The organism is Streptomyces sp. NPDC046831, from assembly GCF_040645305.1.
Classification (GTDB): Bacteria; Actinomycetota; Actinomycetes; order Streptomycetales; family Streptomycetaceae; genus Streptomyces.
In genome coordinates this window covers 246,382-267,626 of the sequence record NZ_JBEYXZ010000002.1, presented here as the reverse complement: position 1 = coordinate 267,626, position 21,245 = coordinate 246,382, and the positions used below count along the sequence as shown (strand labels likewise).

General features: G+C 74.2%; 21 protein-coding genes and 2 pseudogenes. 8 read left to right on the top strand and 15 right to left on the bottom strand.

The features are described from left to right. The first annotated feature begins 403 nt into the window (after positions 1 to 403). Both ABZ920_RS03160 and ABZ920_RS03155 read left to right on the top strand, forming a co-directional pair. A complete protein-coding gene (locus tag ABZ920_RS03160) occupies positions 404 to 1,690 on the top strand; it encodes an ROK family protein (protein ID WP_361498187.1) in 1,287 nt (428 codons plus the stop codon). Positions 1,691 to 2,389: 699 nt separating this feature from the next. Continuing rightward, positions 2,390 to 3,601, top strand: a complete 1,212-nt coding sequence (locus tag ABZ920_RS03155) for a cysteine desulfurase-like protein (protein ID WP_361498185.1) — start codon at positions 2,390 to 2,392, stop codon at positions 3,599 to 3,601. Positions 3,602 to 3,670: 69 nt separating this feature from the next. Here the strand turns inward: ABZ920_RS03155 and ABZ920_RS03150 are convergent, their stop codons facing one another. From ABZ920_RS03150 to ABZ920_RS03140, 3 genes are all read right to left on the bottom strand, one after another. Then, complete coding sequence (locus tag ABZ920_RS03150) at positions 3,671 to 4,474, bottom strand: SAM-dependent methyltransferase (protein ID WP_361498183.1); 804 nt, start codon at positions 4,472 to 4,474, stop codon at positions 3,671 to 3,673. Positions 4,475 to 4,590: 116 nt separating this feature from the next. Beyond that, complete coding sequence (locus ABZ920_RS03145) at positions 4,591 to 4,836, bottom strand: DUF397 domain-containing protein (protein WP_361498181.1); 246 nt, start codon at positions 4,834 to 4,836, stop codon at positions 4,591 to 4,593. Between the two features lie 2 nt (positions 4,837 to 4,838). Then, a complete protein-coding gene (locus tag ABZ920_RS03140; protein WP_361498179.1) occupies positions 4,839 to 5,705 on the bottom strand; it encodes a helix-turn-helix transcriptional regulator in 867 nt (288 codons plus the stop codon). A 250-nt stretch (positions 5,706 to 5,955) separates the two neighbouring features. Between ABZ920_RS03140 and ABZ920_RS03135 the strand changes: the two genes are divergently transcribed. From ABZ920_RS03135 to ABZ920_RS03120, 4 genes and pseudogenes are all read left to right on the top strand, one after another. Further along, entirely contained in the window at positions 5,956 to 6,540 is a 585-nt protein-coding gene (locus ABZ920_RS03135) for an ATP-binding protein (protein WP_361498177.1), read from the top strand. Between the two features lie 182 nt (positions 6,541 to 6,722). Beyond that, positions 6,723 to 7,160 carry a DUF6624 domain-containing protein gene (locus ABZ920_RS03130; protein WP_361498372.1) on the top strand — a complete coding sequence of 146 codons (438 nt, stop codon included), beginning with the start codon at positions 6,723 to 6,725 and terminating at the stop codon, positions 7,158 to 7,160. A gap of 177 nt (positions 7,161 to 7,337) precedes the next feature. After that, positions 7,338 to 7,601, top strand: a complete 264-nt coding sequence (locus tag ABZ920_RS03125) for a hypothetical protein (protein WP_361498175.1) — start codon at positions 7,338 to 7,340, stop codon at positions 7,599 to 7,601. Between the two features lie 379 nt (positions 7,602 to 7,980). Next, a pseudogene (locus tag ABZ920_RS03120) lies at positions 7,981 to 8,498 on the top strand (N-acetyltransferase). A 9-nt stretch (positions 8,499 to 8,507) separates the two neighbouring features. On the opposite strand, the gene ABZ920_RS03115 reads toward ABZ920_RS03120, so the two are convergent. Both ABZ920_RS03115 and ABZ920_RS03110 read right to left on the bottom strand, forming a co-directional pair. Beyond that, a complete protein-coding gene (locus tag ABZ920_RS03115; protein ID WP_361498173.1) occupies positions 8,508 to 9,080 on the bottom strand; it encodes a hypothetical protein in 573 nt (190 codons plus the stop codon). A 184-nt stretch (positions 9,081 to 9,264) separates the two neighbouring features. Next, the gene (locus tag ABZ920_RS03110) at positions 9,265 to 10,293 is read right to left on the bottom strand and encodes an SDR family oxidoreductase (protein WP_361498171.1); all 1,029 of its coding nucleotides are present in this window, start codon (positions 10,291 to 10,293) and stop codon (positions 9,265 to 9,267) included. A gap of 258 nt (positions 10,294 to 10,551) precedes the next feature. On the opposite strand from ABZ920_RS03110, the gene ABZ920_RS03105 reads away from it, so the two are divergent. Then, positions 10,552 to 11,394 carry an alpha/beta hydrolase gene (locus ABZ920_RS03105; RefSeq protein WP_361498169.1) on the top strand — a complete coding sequence of 281 codons (843 nt, stop codon included), beginning with the start codon at positions 10,552 to 10,554 and terminating at the stop codon, positions 11,392 to 11,394. Between the two features lie 105 nt (positions 11,395 to 11,499). Here the strand turns inward: ABZ920_RS03105 and ABZ920_RS03100 are convergent, their stop codons facing one another. The 7 genes from ABZ920_RS03100 to ABZ920_RS03070 all read right to left on the bottom strand — a co-directional run bounded on the left by ABZ920_RS03100 (position 11,500) and on the right by ABZ920_RS03070 (position 17,653). Continuing rightward, positions 11,500 to 11,817 carry a hypothetical protein gene (locus ABZ920_RS03100; protein WP_361498167.1) on the bottom strand — a complete coding sequence of 106 codons (318 nt, stop codon included), beginning with the start codon at positions 11,815 to 11,817 and terminating at the stop codon, positions 11,500 to 11,502. A 218-nt stretch (positions 11,818 to 12,035) separates the two neighbouring features. Continuing rightward, positions 12,036 to 13,178: an LLM class flavin-dependent oxidoreductase gene (locus ABZ920_RS03095; RefSeq protein ID WP_361498165.1), complete on the bottom strand. Its 1,143-nt coding sequence runs from the start codon at positions 13,176 to 13,178 to the stop codon at positions 12,036 to 12,038. A gap of 26 nt (positions 13,179 to 13,204) precedes the next feature. Then, the gene (locus ABZ920_RS03090) at positions 13,205 to 14,392 is read right to left on the bottom strand and encodes an SfnB family sulfur acquisition oxidoreductase (protein ID WP_361498163.1); all 1,188 of its coding nucleotides are present in this window, start codon (positions 14,390 to 14,392) and stop codon (positions 13,205 to 13,207) included. Beyond that, complete coding sequence (gene ssuE / locus ABZ920_RS03085) at positions 14,389 to 14,952, bottom strand: NADPH-dependent FMN reductase (RefSeq protein ID WP_361498161.1); 564 nt, start codon at positions 14,950 to 14,952, stop codon at positions 14,389 to 14,391. Before ssuE ends, ABZ920_RS03090 begins: the two co-directional genes overlap by 4 nt. A gap of 55 nt (positions 14,953 to 15,007) precedes the next feature. Next, a complete protein-coding gene (locus ABZ920_RS03080; RefSeq protein WP_361498159.1) occupies positions 15,008 to 16,225 on the bottom strand; it encodes an acyl-CoA dehydrogenase family protein in 1,218 nt (405 codons plus the stop codon). A gap of 45 nt (positions 16,226 to 16,270) precedes the next feature. Next, positions 16,271 to 17,398 (bottom strand): dimethylsulfone monooxygenase SfnG, encoded by a 1,128-nt coding sequence (gene sfnG / locus ABZ920_RS03075; RefSeq protein WP_361498157.1) that lies wholly within the window; start codon positions 17,396 to 17,398, stop codon positions 16,271 to 16,273. A 171-nt stretch (positions 17,399 to 17,569) separates the two neighbouring features. Then, positions 17,570 to 17,653, bottom strand: a complete 84-nt coding sequence (locus ABZ920_RS03070) for a putative leader peptide (protein ID WP_361066375.1) — start codon at positions 17,651 to 17,653, stop codon at positions 17,570 to 17,572. 137 nt (positions 17,654 to 17,790) lie between these two features. On the opposite strand from ABZ920_RS03070, the gene ABZ920_RS03065 reads away from it, so the two are divergent. Beyond that, positions 17,791 to 18,711, top strand: a complete 921-nt coding sequence (locus ABZ920_RS03065) for a LysR family transcriptional regulator (protein WP_361498155.1) — start codon at positions 17,791 to 17,793, stop codon at positions 18,709 to 18,711. Between the two features lie 19 nt (positions 18,712 to 18,730). Here the strand turns inward: ABZ920_RS03065 and ABZ920_RS03060 are convergent. The 3 genes and pseudogenes from ABZ920_RS03060 to ABZ920_RS03050 form a co-directional block, all read right to left on the bottom strand. Then, positions 18,731 to 19,019 (bottom strand): annotated as a pseudogene (locus ABZ920_RS03060) (oxidoreductase); the annotation flags it as partial. 235 nt (positions 19,020 to 19,254) lie between these two features. After that, a complete protein-coding gene (locus ABZ920_RS03055; RefSeq protein WP_361498153.1) occupies positions 19,255 to 20,520 on the bottom strand; it encodes an aromatic acid exporter family protein in 1,266 nt (421 codons plus the stop codon). A gap of 55 nt (positions 20,521 to 20,575) precedes the next feature. Beyond that, on the bottom strand, positions 20,576 to 21,232 hold the full coding sequence (locus ABZ920_RS03050) for an HAD family hydrolase (RefSeq protein WP_361498151.1): 657 nt from the start codon (positions 21,230 to 21,232) through the stop codon (positions 20,576 to 20,578). Between the last annotated feature and the right edge of the window lie 13 nt (positions 21,233 to 21,245).

Genomic DNA, 21,245 nt, shown 5'->3' with positions numbered 1-21,245 from the left:
GATGACCGGGAACGACACCCGAGGGAGTCGAAACCTAGAGGGGTTAGGTACCTGCCGAGGGTAAACAGGCGCGGTGCGGAACATCCAACGGTTTTCCGGTGGCGTCCGCCGCCGCGACGTCCGCGCGCGCGGAGGCGGACGGCCTGATGGCGTGGTCCGCCCGTGACGGCCCACGAGCCGGCCCGGTGGTGCGCGTGCGGGCCCCACCCGTACGCGTGCCCGTCCGGGTGGGCGCGGACCGGACCGTCCGTGACCGTCCCGCTCCTGCCCGGCCGGGACGGATGATCGCATCAGGTCTTAATTTATTGCCTGGACGAAGGGCTCGCGGAAGTCGCGCCAGGACGGCTTCCGACGGTATGTTGCAGCTCGGGCCGGGTTGTGAACAGGGTTCGAAGGGGGCCACATGGCGGGGCGGAACGGGCGCACGGTGCGCGATCTGAGACGGGGCAACCGCACGGCCGTGCTCCAGCGGCTGTACTTCGACGGCCCGCTCAGCCGCTTCGAACTGGGCCCGGCGACCGGCCTGAGCTCCGGCTCCGTCAGCAACGTCGTCGCCGACCTCGTCGCCGACGGCCTGGTCGAGGAGGCCGGCAGCGTCGACTCCGACGGTGGCCGCCCGCGCACCCTGCTGCGCGTGGCCCCGGCCAGCGGCCACATGATCGGCGTGGACGTCGGCGAGACCCGGGTGCGGATCGAGCTGTTCGACCTCACCCTCACCGAGCTGGCCCGCACCGAGCGCCCCCTGGAGCCGCAGCGCTACGACGTCGACGTCATCACGGGCCACATCCGTGACGGCATCGCCGAGGTCCTGGCCGCCGCGGACCTGCCGCCCGAGCGGCTGATCGGCGTCGGCATCGGCGTCCCCGGCATCGTCGAGCGCACCCCGGACCGCGGCGCCGTCGTGCACGGGCAGACGATCGGCTGGAACGCGGTGCCGCTGGAGGCCCTGCTCCGGACCGGCTCGCTGCTCCCGGACGGCGTCCCCTACCTCATCGACAACGGGGCCAGGACCCTCGGCCAGGCCGAGATGTGGTTCGGCGCCGGGCGCGGTGCCCGCAACGCGCTCGTGGTGCTCTTCGGCTCCGGTGTCGGCGCCTGCCTCGTCACCCCCGACGTCGACCACGGCCGGGCGGTCGAGTGGGGACACCTCACCGTACGGGTGCGGGGCCGCCGCTGCCGGTGCGGCGCGCTCGGCTGCCTGGAGGCCTACGCCGGAGCCGAGTCGCTGCTGGCCCGCTGGCGGGAGGAGGGCGGGCACCCGCCGCGGGACACCGACGAGGAGACCGCGCTGACCGCGATGCTGTCGGCCGCCTACCCGGCCGAGGGCACCGCCGCGGACCCCGTGGCGCTCGCCGTGCTGGAGGAGACCGCGGAGTACCTGGGCGCCGGGCTGTCCGACCTGATCAACCTCTTCCAGCCCGAGCGGATCCTCATCGGTGGCTGGGCCGGCCTCCAGCTCGGCTCCCGCTTCCTGCCCGCGGTGCGCCACCACGCGACGGCGTATGCCCTGCGCCACCCCGCCGAGAAGGTCACGATCGAGCTCGGCCGGCTCGGTCCCGACGCGGTCACCGTCGGCGCCGCGATCCTGCCGCTCGCCGACTTCTTCGCCGACGGCGGCCGCCGCACGGAGCCGGCGCCGCAGGCCCGGCTCCCGGCCTGGCGGACCGCGCTGGAGGAACGCACCTCCTGAGCGGAACGGCCCGCCGGGGGCGGCGGGGCGGGGGCACCTGCGGTGGAGCGCGGCCCGGTAGGAGTCCCGCGGGGCGCGGTCCCTGTCGAGCCGGGGGAGCGGCGCGGTCGGGCGGGGGCTCGCCTCACAGCCGGGTCTGGTGATGACGGGGCTCGCCTTGCGGCCGGGTTTGGTGGCGGCGGGGCTCGCCTTGCGGCCGGGTTTGGTGGCGGCGGGGCTCGCCTTGCGGCCGGGTCTGGTGGCGGCGGGGCTCGCCTTGCGGCCGGGTTTGGTGGCGGCGGGGCCCGCCTTGCGGCCGGGTCTGGTGGCGGCGGGGCTCGCCTTGCGGCCGGGTCTGGTGATGACGGGGCTCGCCTTGCGGCCGGGTTTGGTGGCGGCGGGGCCCGCCCGACAGCCGGGCCTCGTGTCGGCCGCCCCCTGACACTGGGCCTCGTGAGGCGGGACCCGTCGACGCACCGGCCGGACCTCCCGCGGGGCCGGCCGCGGTGGCGTGGCCCGCGACCGTCCGGCGGCGCGCGGTGGAGTCGCGCCGTCCGGGCGCGCCGGGCGGCAGGGGCGGCCGCCCGGCGCGGCGCCAGCGGTGGGGTGCCGGGCCGGGGCGCGTCCCGGCCGGGGAGAACGGGTCCCGGCGTCCCGTCGTCCGGACCGGCGGGGATCATGGTCGCCGACAGACACCGCGCCGTCCGAAGGAGCCTTCCCGTGAGCCACGACATCGCCGGCGTCCGTGCGCAGTTCCCCGCCCTGGCGGCGGGGTGGGCCCACTTCGACGGTCCGGGCGGCAGCCAGACGCCGCAGCCCGTGATCGAGGCCGTCGCGCAGGCCCTCGCCGCCCCGCTGGCCAACCGCGGAGCGGTCACCCTGGGCGAGCGCAACGCCGAGGACCTGGTCGCCGGCGCCCGGCAGGCCATGGCCGACCTGCTCGGCGCGGACCCGGGCGGCATCGTCTTCGGGCGCAGCGCCACCCAGCTGACCTACGACTTCGCGCGGACCCTGGCCCGCACCTGGTCACCCGGAGACGAGGTCGTCGTGACGCGGCTGGACCACGACGCCAACATCCGGCCCTGGGTGCAGGCGGCCCGGGCCGTGGGAGCCGTCGTGCGCTGGGCCGACTTCGACCCGGCCACCGGCGACCTGACCCCCGAGCACGTCGCCGCCCAGCTGTCCGACCGCACCCGGCTGGTCGCCGTCACCGCCGGCTCCAACCTGATCGGCACCCGGCCGGACGTTCCGGCGATCGCCCGCCTCGCCCACGACCGGGGCGCTCTCGTCCACGTCGACGGCGTGCACGCGACGGCGCACAGCCCCGTCGACCTCGCCGGGCTCGGCGCGGACTTCCACGTCTGCTCCCCGTACAAGTTCCTCGGCCCCCACCTCGGCGTCCTGGCCGCCGCCCCCGACCTGCTGCGGACCCTGCACCCGGACAAGCTGCTGCCCTCCACCGACGCGGTGCCCGAGCGCTTCGAACTGGGAACGCTGCCCTACGAACTGCTGGCCGGCACCCGTGCCGCCGTCGACTTCCTCGCCGGCATGGACCCCCAGGCCCGCGGCACGCGGCGGGAACGGCTGCTGGCCTCGATGACCGCGCTGGAGGAGCACGAGAGCGTCCTGAGCCGCCGGATCGAGGCGGGACTCGCCGCGCTGCCGGAGATCACCGTGCACGGCCGGGCGCCCCGGCGCACACCCACCCTGCTGCTCACGATCGAGGGCCGCAGCACCGCCGACGCCCACCGTCACCTGGCCGGGCGCGCCGTCGCCGCGCCGTCCGGTTCCTTCTACGCCCTCGAGGCCTCCCGGCACCTGGGGCTCGGGGACACCGGCGGCCTGCGCGTGGGCCTCGCCCCGTACAGCTGTGAGGAGGACGTCGACCGGCTGCTCCAGGGGCTGGGGGACTTCCTGCGCACGGCGCCCTGACTCCCGGGGGACGCGGTGCACGGCGCCCCTGACCGGCCCGCCGGCCGCCCGGGGCGGCACCGGAGCGACTCAGGGCTTGCGGGCCACGCCGCCGTAGATGTCGGTGGGCTCGGGCGCGGTGCCGGGCTCGGGGCGCCACAGCGGGCAGGACACGATGCCCGGCTCCAGCAGTTCCAGGCCCTCGTAGTAGGCGGCGAGCCGGTCCGGACTGCGCAGCACGTACGGGACGGCGCCGGTGTCGTCGTACCCCTGCTGGGCCTTCTGGAGCGCCTCGTCGGTGTTCGTGCTGTCGTAGTGCACGAAGTAGCTGCCCGGCGGCAGGGCCGCCTGGAGGCGGCGGACGATCGACGTCGCCTCCTCGTCGTCCTGGACGTGGCCGAGGATGCCCATCAGCATCAGGGCGACCGGCCGGCGGAAGTCCAGGACGCGCCGCGCCCGTTCGACGATCTCCTCCGGCCGGTGCAGGTCCGCGTCGATGTACTCGGTGACGCCCTCCGGGGTGCTGGTGAGCAGGGCCTGGGCGTGGCGCAGCACCAGGGGGTCGTTGTCGACGTAGACGACGCGCGACGAGGGGGCGATGCGCTGGGCCACCTGGTGGGTGTTGTCGTAGGTGGGCAGCCCGGTGCCGATGTCGAGGAACTGCCGGACGCCGAACTCGCCGGCCACCAGCGTCACGGCGCGGATCAGGTACTGGCGGGAGGCGCGGGCCATCGTCTCGATGGTGGGCGCGATCTTGCGGTAGGCGTCGCCCGCGACCCGGTCGACCTCGTAGTTGTCCCTGCCGCCCATCCAGTAGTTCCAGATGCGGGCCGAATGCGGCACCGTCGTGTCTATCTTCGACAACGCGTCCTGGTTCGGGCGGCCGTCTGCCATGGGAGATCTCCTGCCGTGCGTCAGGGGGGTCTGCCCTCCAACCTAGCGACAACGGGTGTTGCAGGTGGGCGAGTTGACGATCCGGCGGGCCGGATGCGGTGGGTGGCGGACGGCGGTCAGGCGACCAGGAAGTCCGCCAGGCCGGCCTTGGCACCCGCGAGGAAGGCGATCATCTCCTCGCGGGTGTAGACGAGGGCGGGCCCCTCGGGGTCCGTGGACTGCCGGAAGGCGACCCTGCCGTCGGGCAGGCGCTTGGCCTCGACGCAGGAGCCGCCGTTGGTGCCGCTCCAGGGTTTCTCCCAGCCCTCGGTGCCCAGCGCGCCGGCGGGCACGCTGCTGCTCAGCGGGTCCTTCGATCCCATGGTCACAACTCCTTACGCAGTTCGGCCAGGATGTCCCTGGTCCGGGTGACCGGCTCCGCCTGCACGGACATCCGGTCGAGCACCTCGAGGTAGGTCACGACGTCGTCGGGACGGTCGTAGTAGACCGAGCCGGCCAGGTTCTCGGTGTAGACGACGTCGGGCAGCTCGGAGAATCCGAAGCGGAAGTGGTGGAAGGGCCCGAAGGCGCCCGGGTGGGCCCCGGCGGACAGGCGCATGACCTGGATCCGCACCTTCGGCATCTCCAGGACCTCGGCGAGCCGGTCGAGCTGGGCCCGCATCACCTCCACGCCGCCGACCGGGCGGCGCAGCACCGTCTCCTCCAGGATGGCCCAGACGGCCGGGGCGTCCGGCTTGGCGAGCAGATCCTGGCGCCTCAGGCGCAGCGCCACACGACGCTCGATCTCCTCCGCGGACTCGTTGGGGAAACCGGTGCGCATCAGGGCGGTGGCGTACTCGTGCGTCTGCAACAGGCCGGGGACGTAGTGGGGTTCGTAGAGGCGGATGACGCTCGCCTCGCTCTCCAGGCTGACGTACGCGCTGAACCAGTCCGGCAGCACGTCGCGGTACTTGTACCACCACCCCGGCTTGTTGGCCTCCCTCGCCAGCGTGAGGAAGCCGTCGATCTCCGCCGCCGGGACCCCGTAGGCGCGCAGCAGTTCCCTCACGTACGGGATGCGCAGCCCGACCTCGGCCTTCTCGATCCGGCGGACGGTCAGCGCCGTCACCTCGATGGCCCGTGCCGCCTCGTCGAAGGACACCCCGGCCCGCTCCCGCAGGTGACGCAGACGCTTGCCGAGGACCATCCGCAGCACGGTGGGCGCACTGCCGCCGGAGCGGTTCTCGCTCACGTGCCACCTCCCGGAAGGGCCGTCACAGCGTGCAGTGTGCCATGGCGCCGACGACAGAGACAGGTTGGTGCCGCTCGTTCTGAAATTATCAGGATGCAGGTTGCGGGTGCGTGTGCCGCAGACCATAGTGATCCGGGAGAGCTGCCGCCCGCAGACCCGCTCCTCGGCGGTCGACCGGGCCCGGTGGCACCGGAACTGACGTCCCGGCAGGTGCGGCCCCGGCCGTACCCGACCACGAGGCGAGACCTGGATGGCCACGGTGACCGACGGACAGCTGAGGAGTCCCGGCGAGGGCCCCGTCGGCGGCGGCAGGGCGGCGGCCGCCGCCGTCACGGACGCGCCGCTGTCCGGCGCCTCCCCGCGGACGACGGCCGGCCGGCCCACGGCCGGCGGGGCCCGGCGGCCCGGCGGCACGGGCGGCGGGGAACCGGTCGGCCTGTGTTCCACCGTGCCCGCCGACCCCTGCTGGGCGTCGGCCGTGCGGCGCATGGTCACCCGCCACCTGGTCTGGCTGCGGCTGCCGGCGGACCAGATCGACAGTGCCGTCCTGGCGACGGACGAGCTGTTCGCCAACGCGGTCGAACATGCCGGGAGGGGTCCCCGGGACACGGTCACCGTCACCCTCGAGTGCCGCGCGCACACCCTGCGGGTGACCGTGGCCGACCCGTCGCCGGCCCGGCCGCGGCGGCGGACGGCGGACGCGGCCGCCGAGTCGGGGCGCGGGCTCGCCATCGTGGCCGCCCTCGCCGACGACTGGGGCACGGCGCCGCCCGAGCCGGGACGCCCGGGCAAGCGGGTGTGGTTCACGCTGCGACCGCGGGCTGCCACGCCGTGAGGAGACCCGAGTACGTGGCGGAGGCCGTGACCGGCGGGGCGCCGGCCGGGGAGACCGGTGCGGGGACGCCGCCCGCGCCCGCCCCGGCGCCGGGGCCCGGGACGGGCTCGGCCACGGAGGTCGCAGCGGGCCCGGCCCTGGCGGCCGAACTCGTGCGCCGGGCCGACGAGTCCCGGGAGCTGATGCGGCTGGCCGGTGCCGATCCCGGCCCGGACCGCCGCCGCCGCGTCGCCGAGTGCCGGCGGGCCAACGGCGAGGCCCTGGAGGCGATCGTCCGGCGGTACGGCTGGCCGGCCGCCGACCTGGTCGGCCTGGAAGCGTCGACGGCGGCCCTGATGATCCTGCTGCACGCCCCCGAGCTGCGCTTCCGGCTCCTCTGCCGCGATCTGATCGCCCAGGCGACGGCCGACGGCCGCTGCCCGGCCGTCCACCTCGCCTACATCGCCGACCACTGCGCCGTGGAACTGGGCGAGCCGCAGTTCTACGGCACGAGGGTCAACCCGGTGACGCTCCGCCCCTACCCGGTCCGCCGTCCCGGCACGGTCGACGAGCGCCGCCGGGACGTGGGCCTGGCCCCGCTGGAGGAGCAGATGCGGACGCTGCGAGGGCAGCACGGCTGACGGCGGGGCCGTCCCGGCACCGCCCGCACGCCCTCGCCGCGCCGACGGCCCACCGGCTCCCCGGCCCGCGGCCGGCGCGGACCGCACACCCCCCGGCGCCGCCTGGCCGGCAGGAGGTTTCGCAGGTCACCTCGTTGGTACTCGCGTCGGGTTCGACGAACGTGAAGGGAGAACGCCGTGGCCGATCACCGCCACGAGGCCCCCGGTGAGAACGGCACTCCCGTTCCCCGGGACATGCCGGACCAGCAGGCCGGCGCCGACGAGGACCGCTGGGAGGTCGCCCCGGACCGTGAGGGCGGCGACGAGCGGCAGGAGGGCCGAGAGGCCGAACCCGCGACCGACGTCCCCGACACGGACGTGGCGGGCACCGGACGGCGAGGCGACACCCGGGCGGACACGGCACACACCGACCACCCCACCCCGGACGAGCCCTCCGACTGACAAGCGGCGAAGCCGCCCCGACAACCGGCACCGGCGACCCGGCGACCGACGAGCCACCGGTGCCCGCGCTGAGAGGTGACGGATCGTTCGGCTCTGGTCGCCACGAATGGACAGCGCATCGACATCACTCCCTCGACATCACTTGGGAAACACGAGGCCGGCTCGACAGGGGTGGGCACTCGGACGCTGTGTGGTTGCCGTGTTCGTGTGCGACCAGGAATTCAGGATCGAGGAGGTGAGGCTGATGACCGCGCTCAGGGCCACTGTGCGCAGCGTTCGGGTCTCCCTCACGTCCCTGGCCGGGGCCTGACCCTCGTACCTGCCCGCTGAGAGCGTGAGCTCGCGGGACAACCACACGAACAGCTCCTGGCAGGGATTCCTGGCCGTCACGGCCGACACCTGGATCACGCGCGCCGAAACGCGCGCCGACATCCCCGCCGTCCGCGACATCTGCCTCGCCGCCTTCCCCACCGCTCTGGAGGCCGACCTCGTCGACGTCCTGCGCGCCGAACCGATCGCCTGGATCGACGGCTTTTCCCTCGTCGGGCGGACGGGACCGGCCGCCCGTTGGGCCACGCCCTGCTGACCCGCTGCCACATCGACACCACACCGGCCCTGTGCCTGGCGCCCTGCGCCGTTCACCCGGAACGGCAGCGGACCGGTGCGGGCAGCGCGGCCGTCCGCGCGGCTCTGACCGCAGCAAGGTCACTGGGCGAACACCATGTCGTCGTCCTCGGGTACCCGTCGTATCCCCGGTTCGGGTTCACCCGTGCCTCGGACCACGGCATCGGCGTGACCATCGACGTTCCGGATGACGCCTCGATGGCACTCGGTCTCGACGCCGGCCATCCGCTTCCCAGTGGAATCGTCCGCTACGCCGCTGCGTTCGGCATCTGACCGGGCCTGTCACCATTCGTCGTGGTCGCCGAGCACCCGGAAGCTGCCCACGACGCCGTCGTCACCGAACAGGGCCCCTTCGACGGTACGGGTGACGACGCCGTTGGTGGCGCCATGGGGACCCACGGTGGCGACCGGAGCGCCGTTGTCGCAGGTGAAGCCGCGGTAGACCTCGACGGTCCGCCAACTGTCGTTGTAGATGTTGAAGCTGTTGGAGCCCAGTCCGCTGGCCGCGGTGACGCAGCCCTCGGTGGACGCGGAATAGGAACGTTCGTTGAAGTGGATCCACCCTCCTTGCCTGCGGTCGTCGTCGCGTCCGCCGCCTTCGCGGTCGCGGTCCTCGCCCTTCTCCCCGCTTGCCGGAGCCGCGGCAGGGGCGGCTCGCTGCTCGGACTGGGGCGCCCGTTGGGCGGGCTGGGCCGCCCGTTGGGCGGGTGCGGCCGGCTGGTGGGCAGGTGCGGCCGGCTGGTGGACGGACCGGGACGCCGGCTCTCCGAGGGCGGCGGCATAGGTGATACCGGTGGCTGCGATGACCGCCGTGCCTACGCCGGCAGCGGCCACCGCAAAGGTGCGCGTGGGCATGTCACTTCTCTCTGTCTCACGGACGTCGGCCGGGCGACCGACCTGCGACGAACGTAACGACAGGCCGTGGGACCGGCATGTCGGACAGGTCCCAGGCGTGACATCGTGAGTCCAGCCAGGGGAAAATGCGGCGCTCACCGCATACCGGTGGCACCTCCGCGCGCCGGACCTCTGCGCGGTGGCGTCAGCCGACCCGGCCCGCGTGCAGGGGAGCCGTGTCCGCGCCCGCGCCGGACTGCATGCCCTGCAGGAACTCCTGGAGGGTCTCGGTCGCCGTCCGTTCCGGTTGCCAGTCCAGCTCCGTGCGGGCGCGCGTGGAGTCCATCAGCGGCAGGCGCAGGACGGCGTCGAAGAGGTGCGGGGAGGCGGGGAGCAGGTGCAGCCCCCAGGCGGCGGCGATCGCCGAGCGGGCCGCCGTGCGGGGGAGGCGCACGGGCTTTGCGCCCAGCATGTCGCCCAGCACCTTGGCGTCCACCGGCGGGTCGGCGGCCAGGTTGAAGGCGCCGCGGACCTCGCGGCGCAGCGCCTGCCGGTACGCCCTCGCGGCGTCGTCCGTGTGCAGCGCCTGCACCCGCAGGCCGGGGATGTCCGGCAGGAACTTCAGCAGCTCGGGCCGGGCCAGCGCACCCGGCAGGTACCGGCCGCCGAAGATGCGGCGCTGCTCGCTCGCCGACTCCCGTTTGAACAGGAACGCCGGACGCATCCGGACCACCCGCATGTCGGGGTGCTCACGTTCGAAGGCGTCGAGGGTCCGTTCCAGGTAGGCCTTCTCCCGGCAGTAGGCGGCGTCCGGCCACCCGTGCGTGGGCCACGACTCGTCCACCGCGCGGTCCTTCGGGCCCGGGGAGTACGCGCCGACCGACGAGGCGTGCACGAGCACCGGCACCCGCGCGGCGGCCGCCGCCTCGTAGACCCGGATGCTGCCGAGCACGTTGGTGCGCCAGGTCGTCGCCGGATCGTGCGTCGGCTGGAACGCCCACGCCAGGTGGATGACGGCGTCGGCGCCCTCGAACTCCCCGGCGAGGGGAGCCTGCTCCGACGCGATGTCGACCGCGGACCACTCCGTCTTCGGCGGTGACCACTCGGGGATCCGGCGGGCCAGGCCCCGAACCGACCCGATCTCGGGGTCCTCGGAGAGAAGGCGGACGACACTCGTGCCGACGTTGCCGGTGGCGCCCGTGACCACGACCCTGCTGCCCGAAGCGCTGCTCACCATCGGCTCCTCTCACGGCTGGGACTGCGGACGGCCCGAGTACCCGGACCCGGCCGAGCCGATGCACACGAGCGCGCGGCGGCGTCCCGGCGCGGCCACCGCGCGGCCACCGCACGGCTGTGCCGCCGGCTGCGGGACCGGCCGGGGACACCGCGCCGGCGGGCATGACCTCGCGGGTAATCGACGCCCCGCACGCCGTCCGGAACCATCGAGGACGTACCACTCACCGCCCTTCACCGCATCCCGGGAGGTCCTCACATGCCGTACTTCGCGAGCCCCGTCGACGGCACCCGGCTCCACTACACCGACCACGGACCGGCCGACGGGCCCGTGGTGGTCTTCGTCGCCGGCTCCTACCTCGGCGGCGAGATGTGGGAGTACCAGACGCTCCCGCTGGCGGAGGAGGGGCACCGCTGCGTGACGCTGGACCGGCGCGGACACGGGCGCTCCGACGACGTATGGCACGGCTACGACCTCGACACCCTCGCCGACGACCTGCACGGCCTGCTGGAGCACCTGGACCTGCGCGGGGTCTGCCTGGTCGGGCACTCGCTGGGCAGTGCGGAGGCGGTGCGCTGCCTGACCCGCCACGGCACGGGGCGCGTCGCCCGGTTCGTCGCCGTCGCCGGCATCGTGCCGGGTGTTGCGCGCTCGGCGGACAACCCGGACGGCGCCGATCCGGCCGTCATGCGGGCGGTCAACCGGACGTACCGGCGGGACCGGGCGGCGTTCTTCACGGACGGAGCGGACGCGTTCTTCTCACTGGACCGGCCCGGCAACGAGGTGTCCCAGGCGTACGTCCACCACCTCATCGGCCGCTGCATGGAGGCCACCCCGCGCGCGGCGAGCGCCGTGCAGGAGCTCATGGTCACCCTGGACGTGGCGGGTGAACTGCCCAAGCTGGACCTGCCGGTGCTGGTCGTGCACGGGACGCACGACACGTCGGCCGTGCTGGAGACCACCGGCCGCCGCACGGCCCGCCTGGTGCCCGACGGCACGCTGAAGGTCTATGAGGACGCGGGCCACGGCCTGTTCGCCACCCACGCGGACCGGCTCACGGACGACCTGCGCGCGTTCGTCTCAGGCGGCTCCGGCAACTGACCGCATGGGCGGGTCCTTCCGCGCCTGAAGGGGGGAGGGGCCTTCCGGTACCGCCCGTGGTCCGCGCGTCCTGCGGCCGCCTCGCCCCGGTGTGCGCAGCGGGCGTCAGCCCTGGTGGTCGATGCCGGTGACCGTGGTGGGGCCGAGCGGGGCGTCGTCCTCGGCGAGACCCACCTCGCGCAGCGCGGCCGCGGCCGCCTGCTTGGCCGTCCGCTCCGCCGCGCCGCGGTCGTCGGCCGTCACTTCCAGACGGATGCTGAACGTGTTGTCGTCGTTGACGGTGAGCAGGTCGAGGTCCTCCTGCCGCCCCAGGGACGTGCGGTGCGGATCGGCCCGCCGCAGCCTGTGGGTGAGACCGTCCCGCTGATCGGCGCTCAGTCCGCGCAGGAACGTACCCGGGATGGTGATGACGTAGGTGCTCACGTGACGCTCCTCCTTGGACTCCGGCCGGCTCCTGCCGTGAACCTGCCCATGCGCCTGCCCCGCCGCCGGGTCGCCCAACCGGCAACGGCGCGGAAGCACCCGGGTGGCCCGCGGCACCGCGCGCCGATCCGGCCCCGGCTGGACAACGATCCGGCTCCGCCTACGGGCGCGGCCCCGGCCGGAGCACGGCCGGATCGCCCCGCTCCGGCGACGCCGCCTCAGCTCGCGAACGGCACCAGCGACGAGGGGGTCTCCTGCCCGCCGGACGGGTGCCGCCACAGGCCCCGCGCGGCGAGCCGCGGCAGCACCCCCTCACCGAACCAGTAGGCCTCCTCCAGGTGCGGGTACCCGGACAGCACGAACTCGTCGATGCCGAGGGCGTGGTACTCCTCGATCCGGTCGGCGACCTCGTCGTGGCTGCCGACCAGGGCCGTCCCCGCCCCGCCGCGCACCAGGCCGATCCCGGCCCACAGGTTGGGATGGATCTCCAGCCCCTCCCGCCCGCCGCCGTGCAGGGCGAGCATCCGCTGCTGGCCCTCGGACTCGCTGCGGGCGAGCCCGGCCTGGACACTCCTGACGGTCTCCGCGTCGAAGCCGGCCAGGAGGCGGTGCGCCTCGGCCCACGCCTGCTCGGCGGTGTCGCGCGTGATGACGTGCAGCCGGATGCCGAAACGGAGGGTGCGGCCCTCCTCCGCCGCCAGCGCCCTGACCCGGGCGAGCTTCTCGGCGACCTGCCCGGGCGGTTCGCCCCAGGTGAGGTAGACGTCGGCGTGCCGGGCGGCGACCCGCCCCGCCGCCGCCGAGGAGCCGCCGAAGTAGACCGCCGGTACCGGATCGGGCAGCCGGGCCAGCCTCGCGTCCTCGACCCGGAGGTACTCGCCGTCCAGGTCGACGCTGCGGCCCTCCCACAGCTGCCGGACGATGTGCAGGAACTCGCCGGTGCGGCGGTAGCGGGCGTCCTTGTCCAGGAAGTCGCCGTAGGCGCGCTGCTCGTGGCTCTCGCCGCCGGTGACGACGTTCAGCAGGAGCCGGCCGCCGGTCTGCCGCTGGAAGGTGGAGGCCATCTGCGCGGCCAGCGTCGGGGAGACCGAACCGGGCCGGAAGGCGACCAGGAACTTCAGGCGCTCGCTCTCCCGGCTGACCAGGGCCGTGGTCAGCCAGGCGTCCTCGCACCAGGCGCCGGTCGGGGTGAGCGCGCCGGTGAAGCCGAGCGACTCGGCGGCGCGGGCGATCTGGCTCAGATAGGCGACCGTCGGCGGCCGGTCCCGTCCGGAGGCGGTGGCGGGGGTGCCGTGGCCGCCGCCGACCACGTGACGGCTGTCGCCGTTGGTGGGCAGGAACCAGTGGAAGGTCAGGGACACGTCGTTCTCCGATCGTGAGTCGCCGGTCAGAGCAGCCCGTGGCGGGGCGGTCTGGTGCCGTTCAGCGCGTACCGGCCGATGTGCTGGATCTTCCAGCGCGTGGGGTCGTGCAGGGTGTGGGTGCGGGCGTCGCGCCAGTGCCGGTGCAGGTTCAGGGAGTCGAGCGCCGAGCGGGTGCCGGACACCTCGAACAGGGCGCCCGCGACCTCCACCGCCGCCCGGGCCGCCGCCACCTTGGCCGCGGCGACGGCGATCGACGCCTCGGCCGCCGAGTCGTCGGTCAGACGGGCGCGAGACGCCTCCACGGTGCGGGCGGCCTCCCGCAGCAGCGCCTCGGCCGTACGGACCTCCAGGGCCAGCTCGCCGAACCGCTGGATCAGCAGCGGGTCCTCGGCCGCGGACTCGGTGCCGCTCTCGAACCAGGGCCGGCTGCTGGTCCGCACGAAGCGGGCGGCCTCGTCCAGCGCGCCCGCCGCGATGCCGGTGTCGATGGCCGCGTGCAGCAACTGGGCCACCGCCCCGTGCAACTGGGGGCCCTGGAAGGTCAGGTGGTGCGGGACGACCCGGTCGGCGGGCACGGGCACGTCCACCAGGCGGACGGTGCCGCTGGCGGTCGTGCGCTGGCCCATGCCGTCCCAGTCGTCGGCCACGGTCACCCCCGGGGCGTCCCGGGGCACGTAGGCGACGTGCGGGGTGCCGTCCCCGGCGCGGGCCAGTACGGGGATCCAGTCGGCGAACAGGGCGCCGGTGCAGTAGTGCTTGACGCCGTTCAGCAGGTGGGAGCCGTCGGGCCGCGGTTCCAGGCGGGTGCGGATGTCCTGCACGTGCCGGGTGCCCGCCTCCGACTGGGCGTTGCCGAACCGGCGCCCGGCGAGGACCTCGGCGAAGAAGAACTTCTGCTGGTCCGGCGTGCCCTGACGGCGGATCACCTGGACGTAGACGAAGTGGCTCTGCGGGATCTGGGCGAGGCTGCCGTCGGCCGAGCCGAGCAGCCGGAAGATCTCCGCCAGGGTCTGCGCGCCGACGTCCGCACCGCCGTGCTCGGCGGGCACGGTCACGGCGAGCAGCCCGGAGGCGGACAGCCGCTCCACCTCCTCGCGCGGCAGCCTCCGGGCGGCGTCGCGCTCACCGGCGCCCGCCCGGAACACGTCGGCCAGCGCGGCGGCGACCGCCACGGCCTCGGCGTCGTCCGCGATCACATGGGCGGCTGTCATGCCGCCCGGCCCGCCGCGGCCGGCAGGGACACCGGGCCGAGGGCCGCGGAGAACTGGTCGAGCACCCGGCCGAGCGCCTCGTTCGCGGCGGGCGCCACCGTGAGTGAGCCGTCGTCGTGCACGGTGATGTCCGTGTCGAGGGTGAACCAGCCCGGCACGACGTGCGCGGCGCCCATCGAGGTGAGGACGGGCCGCAGGGCGTAGTCGATGGCCAGCACGTGCGCGGTGGTCCCGCCGGTGGCGAGCGGCAGCACCGTCTTGCCGGTGAGGGCGTACTGGGGGAGCAGGTCCAGCAGCGCCTTGAGGACACCGGAGTAGGAGGCCTTGTAGACGGGGGTGCCGACGACGACGCCGTCGGCACGGGCGACCAGCTCGGTGGCCTCGACGATCGCCGGGTGGCGGAAGTCCGCGCCGAGCAGCGCCTCGGCGGGCACGGTGCGCACGTCGAGCGGGATCACCTCGTGGCCCTGCCCGGCCAGGCGCTGGTCCAGGTGGCGGAGCAGGCGGTTGGTGCGGGAGGAGACGGAGGGGCTGCCGGAGAGGGACAGGACGGTGGCCATGGGGCTTCTTTCCGAAAGGGGGCGCCCCGGGGAGGGCGCCCCGTCGGGCGGGTGGTCAGGAGTACCAGGTGGGTTCGGGCAGTTCGCCCGCGAGGACCCAGCGGCCGACCTCGCGCCGCTTGTAGGCGACCGGGTCGTGCAGGGTGTGCGTGCGGACGTTGCGCCAGAAGCGGTCCAGGCCCTCGGCGGTGGCGGTGGAGCGGGCGCCGGTGGCCTCGAAGATGCGGCTGGTGACTTCCAGGGCGACGTCGGTGGCGCGGGCCTTGACCGCGGCCACCCGCACCTCGAACTCGCCGCGTGCCTGCTCGGTGACGGCGTCCGGGTCGTCGTGGAGCCTCTGCCCCTCGGCGGCGACCGCGTCGGCGAGCGCCTCGGCCGCCCAGAGCTTGGCGGTGAGGTCGCCGTAGAGGTCGATGACGTACGGCTCGTCGACGGCGCGCTCGTGGCCGCCGTGCAGCCAGGACCGCGACCTGGTGCGGGTGTAGGCGGCCGCCGTCTCCAGCGCGCCGGCGGCGATGCCGAGGTAGAAGTTGACGAAGACCAGCTGGATCGTGGGGACGTTGAGGGTGTTGTCGACGCGCGGCTGGAACTCCTTGCCGACGTGGCCCGCCGCCGACGACCACGGGGTGCGCACCCCGTCGAGGGTGACGCCGCCGCTCTCGGTGAGCCGCTGGCCGATGTTGTCCCAGTCGTCGTGGAAGGTCAGGCCCTCGGAGTCCGACGGCACGATGGCGAAGACGTGCCGGTCGGTGCCCTCGAAGACGCCCTCCAGGACGGTGACGTCGGAGACCTTGCTGCCGGTGGAGAAGGACTTGCGGCCGGTGAAGACGAGGTCGTCGCCGTCCTCGGTGACGACGACGTCCTCGTCGCGCGGGTTGACCGCGCCGCCGAAGAACCAGCGGCCCCGTGCGGCCTCGGCCTCGACGTGCTCCCACTGCTCGCGGGTGCCCACGAGGCGGGCGGCCCAGTTCCACAGGTAGTGGTAGCCGAGGAGCTGCCCGATGGAGCCGTCGGCCTTGGCGACCTCCCGGACGACGCGGTAGGCGGTGGTCCAGTCCTGGCCCCCGCCGCCGTGCTCCACCGGGCCGAGGAGGGTGACCAGGCCGGAGTCCTTCAGCAGCCGGACCTCGGCGTACGGGGTGGCGCCGGCGCGGTCGCGTGCGGCGGCGTCGGTGGCGAGGACGGCCGCGACCTCGGCGGCGCGGGCGATCCACTCCCGCGCGGTCCGCGGGGCGGGGCGGGTCTGCCAGTCGGTGGGCGTGGCGGTGCTCATGATGGAGTGACCTCTCTCGCGGTACGGGTGGGGTAGGGGGGACGGTCAGGCGGAGACGGGGACGGACCCCGCCTCGGCGCCGGCGTCGGGGAGCTGGGCCTCCAGTTCCCGGACGAGGGGCAGCACGCGCCGGCCGAAGTACTCCACCTCCTCGTGGTAGTGCAGGAAGCCCAGCAGGAAGAGGTCGACGCCGAGCCTCTTGTAGGCGACGATGCGCTCGGCGATCTGCTCGGGCGTGCCGATCAGGCCCGTGCGGAAGCCGTCGTTGTACTGGACGAGGTCCTCGAAGGCGGAGTCCTGCCACATGCCCTTGCCGTCTGCGGTGGACTGGCCGGCCTGCCTGACGGCCGCGCCGAATCCCTCGACGGCCTCCGTGTCGGCCCGGGCGACGATGTCACGCAGGGTCTGCCGGGCCTCCGCCTCGGTGTCGCGGGCGATGAGGAAGCCGTTGAGACCGAACCGGGGCGCGCCGCGCCCCGCCTCGGCGGCCGACTTCCGCACGTCCTGGAGCTGTTCGACGACCCCGTCGAAGTCCTTGCCGTTGGAGAAGTACCAGTCGGAGACCCGGCCCGCCATCCGCCGGGCGGCGGTGGAGTTGCCTCCCTGGAAGATCTCCGGGTGCGGGCGGGCGGGGGAGCGCAGCGGCTTGGGCTTGAGGGTGAAGTCGCGCACCCGGTAGAAGTCCCCGGCGAGTTCGGCGTGGTCCTCGGTCCAGATGGCGCGCAGGGCGCGGATGAACTCCTCGGCGCGGCGGTACCGCTCGTCGTGCTCCAGCCAGGGCTCGCCGAGTGCGGTGAACTCGTCCTTGAACCAGCCGGAGACCACGTTGACGGCGAAGCGCCCGTCCGACAGGTGGTCGGCGGTGGCACCGAACTTGGCGAGCACGCCGGGATGCCACAGGCCCGGGTGGACGGCGGCGATCACCTTCAGGCGCTCGGTGGCCAGCAGCAGGGCGAGGCTGAAACCGGTCGACTCGTGCTGGAACTCGGCGCCGTAGCTGGCCATGTAGCGGACCTGCGTGAGCGCGTATTCAAAACCGTTGTTCTCGGCGAGCACGGCGAGTTTGCGGTTGTAGTCGTACCCCCAGTCGGTGCGCTGCTCGATCCTGCTGGTGACGAGCCCCCCGCTGACATTGGGGACCCAGTAGGCGAATTTCAGGGGCTGTGCGGGCATGCGGAACTCCTGTTGCGGAAAGCCCGGGAATTTCGGGCGCGCCGAATGAAGGGCCGGGAAGAACTCGACGGAACGCCGTGGTGCGGCCGGCGGGGCGAGCGGGGACGCGGCAGCCGGCGCCGGACAGGCGGGTGCGGCGTGGAAGGGAGAGAAGGCGGCGGATCCGGAGGATCAGGCCGCGGCGCAACAGGAGGCGCTGGAGACGCGCGCGAGGTCGACGTGGCGTCGCCGCGTGAGGTCCAGTCGCTTCTTCATGGCGTCGATCGTGGCAGCAGCCGGTGAGGACCGTCAAGGAGAACCCGACCGGTCTCGTATCGCGGACCATGGAATTTCACGAAGGCGTGACAGGGAAACCCTTGAACGCGGCGTCGGAATCACCGCATTCTGCGGACGTGCGAACGGAACAGCTGGAATACATCGCCGCCGTCACCCGGTTCGGCTCTCTGCGCCGGGCCGCGGAGGAACTGCGCCTGTCCCAGCCCGCCCTGAGCGAGACCGTGCGCAATCTGGAACGGGAGCTCGGCGTCGACCTGCTGGAGCGCAAGCGGTCCGGTGCCACGATGAGCGCGGCGGGGCGGGAACTGCTGCCGCACATGGCCGGCGTGCTGGAGGCGGTGGACCGGCTGCGGGCCGCGGCGGGCGAGCAGCACCGCGTCAGCCGCATGGTGCGCGTCGGCACCGTCAACGCGGCGACCGTGCCGCTGCTGGTGCCCGCGGTCCGGGCCTTCCGCGCCGATCACCCCGTCACCCAGGTGGAGGTCGTCGGCGCCCAGCAGGCGGACATCCACCGGGCGTTGTCCGAGGGCGGTCTGGACCTGGGCCTGGTCAACCACCTGGAGGGGGACGACATGCCGGCCGGCTTCGAGTCGACGCCACTGCTGAGCGGACGGCCCGTGCTGTGCGTGCGGCCCGGCAGCCGGCTCGCCGGGCGCTCCGCGGTGACGGTGGACGACCTGCTCGGCGAGCCGCTGATCGCCATGCGCTCCGGCTATGTGATGCACCGCTACGTGCACCGGCTGCTCGGCGGCCGGGCCGCGTCCTTCGCGTACTCCACCGACGGCGCCGAGATGGGCAAGCTGATGGTCGCCGAGGGGCTCGGGGCGACCGTCCTGCCGGACTTCAGCGTCGTCGGGGACCCGCTGGAACGGCAGGGGCTGATCACCTGCCGCCCGATCGCCGACGACGGCACCCGGGTGCTGCTGGTGCTGCGGCGCCGCCGGGCGGAGTCCGTACCGCGGGCGGCACGCGATCTGCACGACGTCTTCGTGCGCACCGCGCGGGAGCTCGGCGGGACCTCACCCGGCGGCGCCTGACCGGGACGGCGGGCCCCGGTCAGCCGGCGCCGCGGTGCGCGAACGCGTCCACGCCCGTCAGCTCCGCCGACAACTCCCACAGGCGGGCCGGCTGCTCGGGGTCGGTCACCCAGTCCTTGACGCCGGTGCGTTCACCGTCCGCGGGCGCGGACCCGGCGATGTCGCAGTCCGCGCCAGGTAGACGCCGCCCAGGCCGTCCAGCCGGGGCGAGGGCGCCGCCCAGACCTGTGCGGCCGCCCCTGCTGCGGGGTCTTGAAGCCCTCCGGGTCCAGCGACCGGCCGTTGCCGTCGGTCCAGCCGGGCGCGACCATCAAGTCAAGCGCCCGGCGCGGGCGGCGTGCCGGGTCGGCGGCGCCTGCGCGCTGCGCGAGGGCATGAGAAAGCCCCGACCGGACGGGGGGATCGCGGTCGGGGCGTCGAGGTGTGGGCACGCATGGCGGTCGCCTCGCGGCGAGACGCTCCACAGGGCTTCAGCCGAACGATCGTCCCTGTGGGCCATAGGTGAGGCCCGGGGACACTGTCCCATCCGCACCCACGGACGGTTCAACGGGAAACCACCCGCTGGTGTTCCGCCGCACGCCCTTCGCCGCGGTGACCTGCGTCACCCTCGTGGAGCGCCGGGGTGACGACCTCCGCCCAGAGGTTCTCCGCCTGCAGCAGCAGGGACCCGAGGACCGTCGTGCGGGCCGCCTCCCGCTCCACCGGCTCACGCAGCCCGGACTCCAGCCGCCCGTGCAGCTCCCACATCGCCGTCTCCGTCCCGTCCTGCGGGTCGTGGGTGTCCGCGCCGTGCAGCAGACGGCCGCTCTCCGCGTGGCAGGCGTTCGCGATCAGCCCCAGCAGGTCCGCGTACGTCCGCAGCTCCGCGGCGCCGGGCGGCTGCGGCGACCGGCCGTCGTCGGCCGCCACCTCCAGGGTCCGGGTCAGGGCCCTGATGTGGCCGGTCACGCGGCTCCACCGCTCGTCCTCCGCCTCCGGCGGCACCCCGGTGGGCAGGCGCCGCAGCGCGCGCAGCGGCCGGTGCGTCAGCCGCAGGCTCTCCCGGCTCCAGCGGCGGGCCGAGTGCACGGCCTGAAGGCGGTGCTCGATCACCGACGAGCGGCGCGACCAGTCCGTCGCCGTCTCCGCGTCCCAGTCCTCCGCCCGCAGGCCGTCCGCGATCGCGCACAGCACGTCCCCGGCCTCCCGCGCCAGCGCCGCGAGGTTCTCCCTGACGTCCCGCAGGTGGATCGGCGGCAGGACGAACGCGTTCACCGCCACGCCGATCACCGCGCCCAGCGCCGCCTGGCCCACCCGGTGGCCCACCGCGGCCGCCGTCACACTGCCCGAGGCCAGGGTGAACACCGCCGTCGTCGCACCGTAGATGCCCTGGTCGCCGAAGCGGGACCAGTTCGACAGCAGCATCAGCACGGGCAGGCACACGGCCAGGGCCACCAGGGTGTCGCCCGTGGCGGCCTGTGCCGCGGACGCGAGCAGCGTCCCGGCGCAGATCGCCCCGAGCTGCTGCACCGCCTGCCGCAGCGAGCTGTACACCGTGGCCTGGACGAGGACCAGCGCCACCCAGGGCGCCATCAGGGCCATCGGGTCGTCCAGCCAGACCCGCGCGACGAGCCACGCGAGCAGCGCCGCGGCGGCGGCCTTCAGCGACTGCACCAGCAGGTCCCGCTCCCGGCCCGGTCCGCGCCACGCCGAGCGGACCGCCCGGCCGACCGCCTGCGCCTCCCGGCGCACCGCCCCCACCGGGCTCCTGCCGCCCGTCACGGCACCGTCGTCCACGTCCTGGCGCACAGCCTTGCTCACACGCGTCATGCCGTGCCGGGTATCCCGGGGCCCGGGGGGTCCAAGCGGGTGACCTGCGGCACGTTCACGCCAGCGGGCTGTCCGCCAGGGACGCCAGCAGGTGCGCGGGGTCGTCGTAGACCGCCTGCGCGCCCGCCTTCTGCAGGTCCTCGCGCGGGATGCCGCCGCACAGCACACCCACGCAGCGCACCCCCGCACGGCTGCCGGCCAGCATGTCCCAGACGGTGTCGCCCACGAACACGGCCCGCTCGGCGGGGACCCCGACGAGCTCCAGGGCGTGCTCGACCGGCTCGGGCGCCGGCTTGCCCTCCTCGACGTCGTCGGCGCTCGCGGTGGCGGCGATGACGTCGTCCGCGTCGATGGCGCGGCGCAGCGCGCTCAGTTCCGGACCGCTCGCCGAGGTGGCCAGCACCACCTTCCAGCCGTCGCGGTGCAACTGCCGCAGCAGCCGGCCCGCGTCCGGCAGGGCGGGCAGCCGGTCGAAGTACTGGCCGTACAGCGCCTTGTGCGCGGCGCTCAGCTCGGCGTCCTGGTCCGTGTCGCGGTCGTCACCCAGCAGATGGGCGATCAGGTCGGTGGAGCCCAGGCCGACGGAGCGGTGCACGGCGTGCATGGGCACCCGGTGCCCCGCCTGCCGGAACGCCTCCCACCAGCTGACGACGTGGAGGTGATTGGTGTCGACGAGGGTTCCGTCGACGTCGAACACGGCGGCACGGTCCATCCGGGGTCCTTCC

Bases quoted from the DNA above. Each gene is read 5' to 3' on its own strand.
- ABZ920_RS03055 (WP_361498153.1), bottom strand. From the start codon at position 20,520: ATGACGCGTGTGAGCAAGGCTGTGCGCCAGGACGTGGACGACGGTGCC.
- ABZ920_RS03145 (WP_361498181.1), bottom strand. From the start codon at position 4,836: ATGGGATCGAAGGACCCGCTGAGCAGCAGCGTGCCCGCCGGCGCGCTG.
- sfnG (WP_361498157.1), bottom strand. From the start codon at position 17,398: ATGCCCGCACAGCCCCTGAAATTCGCCTACTGGGTCCCCAATGTCAGC.
- ABZ920_RS03135 (WP_361498177.1), top strand. From the start codon at position 5,956: ATGGCCACGGTGACCGACGGACAGCTGAGGAGTCCCGGCGAGGGCCCC.
- ABZ920_RS03150 (WP_361498183.1), bottom strand. From the start codon at position 4,474: ATGGCAGACGGCCGCCCGAACCAGGACGCGTTGTCGAAGATAGACACG.
- ABZ920_RS03090 (WP_361498163.1), bottom strand. From the start codon at position 14,392: ATGACAGCCGCCCATGTGATCGCGGACGACGCCGAGGCCGTGGCGGTC.
- ABZ920_RS03070 (WP_361066375.1), bottom strand. From the start codon at position 17,653: ATGAAGAAGCGACTGGACCTCACGCGGCGACGCCACGTCGACCTCGCG.
- ABZ920_RS03130 (WP_361498372.1), top strand. From the start codon at position 6,723: ATGCGGCTGGCCGGTGCCGATCCCGGCCCGGACCGCCGCCGCCGCGTC.
- ABZ920_RS03050 (WP_361498151.1), bottom strand. From the start codon at position 21,232: ATGGACCGTGCCGCCGTGTTCGACGTCGACGGAACCCTCGTCGACACC.
- ssuE (WP_361498161.1), bottom strand. From the start codon at position 14,952: ATGGCCACCGTCCTGTCCCTCTCCGGCAGCCCCTCCGTCTCCTCCCGC.
- ABZ920_RS03160 (WP_361498187.1), top strand. From the start codon at position 404: ATGGCGGGGCGGAACGGGCGCACGGTGCGCGATCTGAGACGGGGCAAC.
- ABZ920_RS03080 (WP_361498159.1), bottom strand. From the start codon at position 16,225: ATGAGCACCGCCACGCCCACCGACTGGCAGACCCGCCCCGCCCCGCGG.
- ABZ920_RS03105 (WP_361498169.1), top strand. From the start codon at position 10,552: ATGCCGTACTTCGCGAGCCCCGTCGACGGCACCCGGCTCCACTACACC.
- ABZ920_RS03115 (WP_361498173.1), bottom strand. From the start codon at position 9,080: ATGCCCACGCGCACCTTTGCGGTGGCCGCTGCCGGCGTAGGCACGGCG.